The sequence below is a fragment of the Rhizobium sp. SEMIA 4085 genome (genome assembly GCF_013004495.1).
Lineage (GTDB): Bacteria > Pseudomonadota > Alphaproteobacteria > Rhizobiales > Rhizobiaceae > Rhizobium > Rhizobium gallicum.
In genome coordinates, this window is record NZ_JABEPH010000021.1 from 23,311 (window position 1) to 29,602 (window position 6,292).

Sequence of the window (6,292 nt, forward strand, 5' to 3'; positions counted from 1 at the left end):
CAAATGACATTCAAAGACAAGCCAAAACGGCCGGGCGGCAAGCCCTCCGCGCACGATGCGCGGCCGAAAACCGAAGGCAAACCGGCAAGAAGCTCGGCGGTTCCCAAGGCTGCAGCCGCCGAGACCGAAGGCGATACCAAGGCGGAACGCATCTCCAAGGTCATGGCGCGCGCAGGCGTTGCCTCGCGCCGCGACATCGAGCGCATGATCATGGAAGGCCGCGTCACGCTGAACGGCAAGACGCTCGATACGCCGGTGGTCAACGTGACGCTTACCGACAAGATCGAGGTCGACGGTGTGCCGATCCGCGGCATCGAGCGCACGCGCCTCTGGCTCTATCACAAGCCGGCCGGTCTGGTGACCACCAATTCCGACCCGGAGGGCCGCCCGACGGTTTTCGACAACCTGCCAGAAGAGCTGCCGCGTGTCATGTCGATCGGCCGGCTCGACATCAATACCGAAGGTTTGCTGCTGCTGACCAATGACGGCGGTCTTGCCCGCGCGCTCGAACTGCCGACCACCGGCTGGCTCCGCCGCTACCGCGTGCGCGCCCATGGCGAGATCGATCAGGAAGCGCTCGACAAGCTGAAGGACGGCATTGCCGTCGACGGCGTGCTCTACGGCTCCATCGAAGCGACGCTTGACCGCACCCAGGGTTCCAACGTCTGGATCACCATGGGTCTTCGCGAAGGCAAGAACCGTGAAATCAGGAATGTGCTCGGCGCGCTCGGCCTCGACGTCAACCGTCTCATCCGCGTTTCCTACGGTCCGTTCCAACTCGGCGATCTGCCAGAAGGCCACGTCGTTGAAGTGCGCGGACGCACGCTGCGCGATCAGCTTGGACCGCGCCTGATCGAGGACGCCAAGGCGAACTTCGATGCCCCGATCTACAACGCGCCTGCCCTTGCTGCCGAGGAAGAGGTGGAAACGAAGCCGGAAAAGCGCGAGCGCTCCTGGAAGCCTGAGGACAAGCGCGAGCGTGCTTTGAGCCGTCTCGACACCAAGCGTGACGATCGCCGTGATGACCGCCGGGATGGCAGGCGCGAAGGCGACCGCGATGTTGGCCGCAGGGAAGACGACCGGCCCAAGCGCCCGGCGCTTGGCAGCCGCAGAAACGCCAATGTCTGGATGGCGCCCGGCGCCCGTCCGCTCGGCGAGAAGGCCGCCGCCAAGGCTGCGAAGAATGCCCAGACCGCCCGCAAGCGTGGCGAGAAGCCGGGAAGCGGTAAGCCGCAGCCCTCCAGCTACGGCGACGACCGGCCACGTGTTCAGATCAACCGCGCCCGCGACGAAGAAGGCGAGTGGATCCGCTCCAGCGAAGTTTCGCCGAAGTCCAAGGATGACGGCGAGGGTTTTGGCCGCAAGCGCTCGTTCGGCGATCGTCCTGCACGCCCGGATCGCCGTTCTGGCGACCGCCCGTCCGGCGACCGCCCTCCGCGCGGGGATCGGCCCTTCGGCGACAAGCCCCGTGGCGACCGCAGACCACGTGCTGAGGGTGACGAACGTCCCCGTCCTTTCGGTGATCGTCCCGCGCGTGGTGACCGCCCGTCAGGCGACCGCCCTCCGCGTGGGGATCGGCCTTTTAGCGACAAGCCCCGTGGCGACCGCAGACCGCGCGAAGAAGGTGACGAGCGTCCCCATTCCTTCGGCGATCGTGCGCGCACTGCCCGCAGCGCTCAAGGCGAGGGCCGCTCCGAACGTCCGCGCGGCGAAAGGCCGTTTGGCGATAAACCTGCGGGCGACAAGCCCCGCGGCAAGAGCTTCGGCAAGCCGGGCGGCGGCTCCAAGAATTTCTCAAGCAAGCCTAAGGGCGATCGGCCGGGCGGCGGTGGCAAGCCTTCGGGCGCGCCGTCGCGCGGTGGACCGAAAGGAAAGGGAATGACGCGCGGTGCGGATCGTCGGCGGTGAGTTTCGCGGACGGCCGCTTGCCGTACCGAAATCGAACGACATCCGGCCGACTGCCGACCGGACGCGTGAGAGCCTGTTCAATATCCTGAGCCACGCCTATTCGGAATGCATCGACGGCACCCGGATACTCGATCTCTTTGCCGGCACCGGCGCCGTCGGCCTCGAAGCCATCTCGCGCGGCTGCCGTCATGCGCTCTTTGTCGAAAACAGCGTCGAGGGCAGGGGGCTTCTCTGGGAGAATATCGATGCGCTCGGCCTCCACGGCCGCACCCGCATTCTGCGGCGTGACGCCACGGACCTGGGTTCCGTCGGCAATCTCGAGCCCTTCAGCATGCTTTTCGCCGATCCACCCTATGGCAAGGGTCTGGGTGAAAAGGCGATGGCGGCTGCCGCCAAGGGCGGCTGGCTCGTGCCGGGCGCGATTGCCGTTCTCGAAGAGCGATCGGATGTTGCCGTTTCGGTTGATCCTTCCTATCTCTTCCTCGAAGATCGCATCTTCGGCGATACAAGGGTTCATTTCTTCCGCTACCAGCCTGAATAAGGGCGGCGGGTTATCCGGAGTTGGGTTGTGCGGCAGGCGGCGGTTATTGCGAATAGCGAAATGCCTGTTGCGAGCGGCATGCCGACGGTGGCCATCGCCTTCGGCGGCGGCGGTGCCCGTGGGCTCGCCCATATCCACGTGATCGAAGCCCTGGACGAGCTCGGCATCCGGCCCGTTGCGATTTCCGGCGCATCGATCGGCGCCATCATGGGTGCGGGCATGGCGGCCGGCATGAGTGGCGAGGCGATCCGCGAGCACGCGCTGATGACGGTCGGTAACAAGACGGCTGTCGTCAGCCGCATCTGGGGTCTGCGGCCGCAGACGGTCCGGGACGCCGTCGCAAAGGGCATCCGTATCGGCCAGTTCAATCTCGAGCGTATCCTCAAGGCTTTCCTGCCGGCCGGCCTGCCCGATCGCTTCGAAGATCTGCCTATTCCGATGAACGTCATCACGACCGATTACTACGGTCAGAGCGAGGTCATCATCGGCGAAGGAGCGCTATTTCCGGCGCTTGCCGCATCGTCTTCCATCCCTGCCGTCTTCATGCCCGTTCGCCTCCACGGCCGGGTGATGATCGATGGCGGCATCAGCAATCCGGTCCCCTACGAGTGCCTGATGGATATTGCCGACATCGTCATCGGTGTCGATGTCGTCGGTGCGCCGGAAGGCGACGGCACACATATTCCGAACCGCATGGAAAGCATTTTCGGTTCCGGCCAACTGATGATGCAGACGGCAATCACGCTGAAACTCAAGCTCCAGCCGCCGCATATCTTCCTGCGCCCGGCCGTCGGCCGCACTGGCGTGATGGATTTTCTCAAGGCGCGCGAGGTACTGGCGATGTCTGCGGGCGTCAAGGATGAACTGAAGCGCGCACTCGATCGGGAATTTGAAGCCCGCCTCAGGGCTTAGGCATCCGCTGTCACGTCAGCCGTTCCCGCTAGCGGATCTTCGTCGAAATCCATCGTTCGCTTCGGCTTCACCAGCGGTTCTGGCCGGACCGGCTGGGAAAAGAGCATGTCGCGGCCCGCCTGCAGCCCGCCGGTTACCTGAAGCACGAGCCGCTCCTCGTCGCGCTTGCGGATATCCTCGCCGATCTCCAAGGCGTCCGCATCGTCGAACCCGAGCGCCTCAAGCGTGCGGCGGCCAAAAAGCAGGCCGGATTCCAGCGTTTCGCGCAGTTCGTAATCGACATTGCGATTCCTGAGGGCGATCGAATGGACACGGTCGTAGGAGCGCACGAAGAGTTTCGCGTGCGGATATTCGGCCTGCACCAGGTCCACCACCTTGTCGGTGATTTCCCGCTTCTGCGTGCAGACGACGACGATCTTCGCCTTTTCGATGCCGGCCGAGCGCAGCACGTCCTTGCGCGTTCCGTCGCCGAAATAGATACGGAAGCCGAAGGAGGACGCCTGGCGGATGCGGTCCGCGGAGAAATCGATGACCGTCACGTCGCGCCCGCCCGCGAGTAGGATCTGCGCGGCGATCTGGCCGAAACGCGAGAAGCCTACCATCAGCACATCGGCGCCCGCACCCTCGAAGTCCTCATCGAGCTCCTCATGATCCTCGCCTTTCATCATACGTTTCGAAAGTGCTGCCCCGAGCGGCGTCAGCGCCATCGACAGTGTAACGATGGCGACCAGCAGCGATGCCGTGCTGAAGCTCATCAGTCCCGCCGCACCGGCGGTCGTAAACAGCACGAAGCCGAACTCGCCGCCCTGCGGCAGCAGGAAAGCGATGCGGATGGCGTCGTCGTGCGAAGAACCGCTCACCCGGCAGAGTCCGTAGATGATCACCGCCTTGACGGCCATCACGATCGGCACCGCGGCGATGATGAAGAGCGCGTTGTCGATCAGCACGTCCAGCTCCAGCGACAGGCCGACCGCGATGAAGAAGATAGCGAGAAGCACGCCGCGGAAGGGTTCGATATCCGCCTCAAGCTCGTGCCGGTAGGACGATTCGGCAAGCATGACGCCGGACAGGAACGCGCCCATCGCCATGGAAAGCCCGGCAAACTGCATCAGGCTCGCCGATCCCATGACTACGAAAAGCGCCGCGACAATCATCGCCTCGCGGGCTCCGGTCCTTGCAATCACCTGGAAGAGCGGCGTCAGCAGATAGCGTCCCATGACGATCATCGCGCCGACGGCACCGACCGCGATCGCAAAGTCCAGAAGCGGCGCATTGCTGCCGCTTCCACCGTCGAGAATGGTGATCAGCGCCAAGAGCGGCACGATTGCCAGGTCCTGGAAAAGCAGCATCGAAAAGGAGCGCTGCCCGTATTTGGTGTTCACCTCGCCAGCATCATCGAGTAGCTGCATCGCAAAGGCAGTGGAAGAAAGCGCCAGCCCAAAGCCCGCAACGACGCTTCCCCGCCAGTCGAGAACGCCGGAGAAATAGGAAAGGCCCGTCAACGCCAGTCCCGTCAGCATCACCTGCGCGGTGCCGAGCCCGAAGATGTCGCGTCGCATCTGCCAGAGGCGCGAGGGTTTGAGCTCGAGGCCGATGATGAAGAGCAGGAACACGACGCCGAGCTCGGCAACGCCCAAAATCTGCTCGCCGTCCGTGATGCCATGAAATATCGGACCGATAACGACGCCCGCGGCAAGATAGCCGAGCACCGTGCCGAGCCCGAGCTTCTTGAAGATCGGGGCGGCAACGACCGCGCCGCCGAGCAGCAGGATCGTTTCGGAAAAGAGGGCATTGGGGGCGGACATGTCGCGGAGTTTCTTTCAATGGTGGGAAGCGCGCAAGCCGCGCGAAAAAGAATCGACGGCCGCGGCCTTGATGCTTTCGGAAGTGCACAATAAATGGAAGCCCAAGGAAAGGCCAAATCATGTCCTCAGAAATAGATTCCTCGACACTTCTTTCCCGTGCAAGCCAGTTGATCGATCTTGCCAAGAAGGCCGGCGCCGATGCCGCCGATGCGGTTGTCGTGCGCTCTCGCTCGCAATCCGTCGGCATCCGCCTCGGCAAGGTCGAAGGCACGGAATCGTCTGAGAGCGACGATTTCTCCCTGCGCGTCTTCGTTGGCCGGAAGGTCGCGAGCGTTTCCGCCAATCCGGGCTTCGACCTGACGGCGCTCGCCGAACGCGCTGTCGCGATGGCAAAAGTCTCGCCTGAAGATCCCTTCGCGTGCCTTGCCGACGAGCAGAGGCTTGCGAAGTCCTATGCCGATCTTGAGCTTTTCGACCCGACGGAAGTTTCCACCGACATTCTGCGCGAGGCAGCGCTTGCGACTGAGGCCGCGGCGCTTGAGGTCAAGGGCGTCACCAACTCGTCCGGGGGCGGAGCCTCCGCTGGTTTCGGTGGGCTGGTTCTCGTCACCTCGCACGGCTTCCAAGGCAGCTATATGGGCTCGCGCTTCGGCCGCTCCGTCAGCGTCATTGCCGGCGAAGGCACCGGCATGGAGCGCGCTTCCGATTACGACAGCCGCCTTTATTACGCCGAACGCGCCGATGACGCCGAAATCGGCCGGCGCGCCGGCGAGCGTGCCGTCAAGCGCCTCAATCCGCGTCAGGTCGATACCGGCAAGGGCGTCACCGTCGTCTTCGATCCGCGCATCGCCCGCGGTTTCGTCGGCCACATCGCTGGCGCCATCAATGGCGCCTCGGTCGCGCGCAAATCCAGCTTCCTGCGCGACAAGATGGGCCAGCAGGTGTTGAAATCCGGCCTTTCGATCACCGACGATCCGCTGATTGTGCGCGGCCCGTCCTCGCGTCCTTTCGATGGCGAAGGCATTTCCGGCGAGCGTCTGGTGATGATCGAGGACGGCGTCCTGAAGCATTGGTTCCGTTCGACTGCGACGGCGCGTGAAATCGGCATGGAAACCAATGGCCGCGG

At 63.9% G+C, this 6,292-nt stretch carries 5 protein-coding genes; 4 read left to right on the forward strand and 1 reads right to left on the reverse strand.

From position 1 onward, the window contains the following. Positions 1–3: 3 nt before the first annotated feature. From C9413_RS04115 to C9413_RS04125, 3 genes are read left to right on the forward strand one after another with little or no spacing between them, the layout of a single operon-like run. Positions 4–1,908, forward strand: a complete 1,905-nt coding sequence (locus C9413_RS04115; protein ID WP_039844107.1) for a pseudouridine synthase — start codon at positions 4–6, stop codon at positions 1,906–1,908. Beyond that, complete coding sequence (gene rsmD / locus C9413_RS04120; protein ID WP_039844108.1) at positions 1,889–2,449, forward strand: 16S rRNA (guanine(966)-N(2))-methyltransferase RsmD; 561 nt, start codon at positions 1,889–1,891, stop codon at positions 2,447–2,449. The genes C9413_RS04115 and rsmD overlap by 20 nt, the downstream gene beginning before the upstream one ends. A 60-nt stretch (positions 2,450–2,509) precedes the next feature. Next, a complete protein-coding gene (locus C9413_RS04125) occupies positions 2,510–3,361 on the forward strand; it encodes a patatin-like phospholipase family protein (protein ID WP_039844109.1) in 852 nt (283 codons plus the stop codon). Here C9413_RS04125 and C9413_RS04130 read toward each other — a convergent pair. Continuing rightward, positions 3,358–5,166, reverse strand: coding sequence for a monovalent cation:proton antiporter-2 (CPA2) family protein (locus C9413_RS04130; protein ID WP_039844110.1), 1,809 nt, complete (start codon positions 5,164–5,166; stop codon positions 3,358–3,360). The two genes, C9413_RS04125 and C9413_RS04130, sit on opposite strands and share 4 nt — an antisense overlap. Positions 5,167–5,285: 119 nt before the next feature. Between C9413_RS04130 and C9413_RS04135 the strand changes: the two genes are divergently transcribed. Continuing rightward, on the forward strand, positions 5,286–6,292 hold a 1,007-nt coding region (locus C9413_RS04135; RefSeq protein WP_170250210.1), incomplete at its 3' end, for a TldD/PmbA family protein.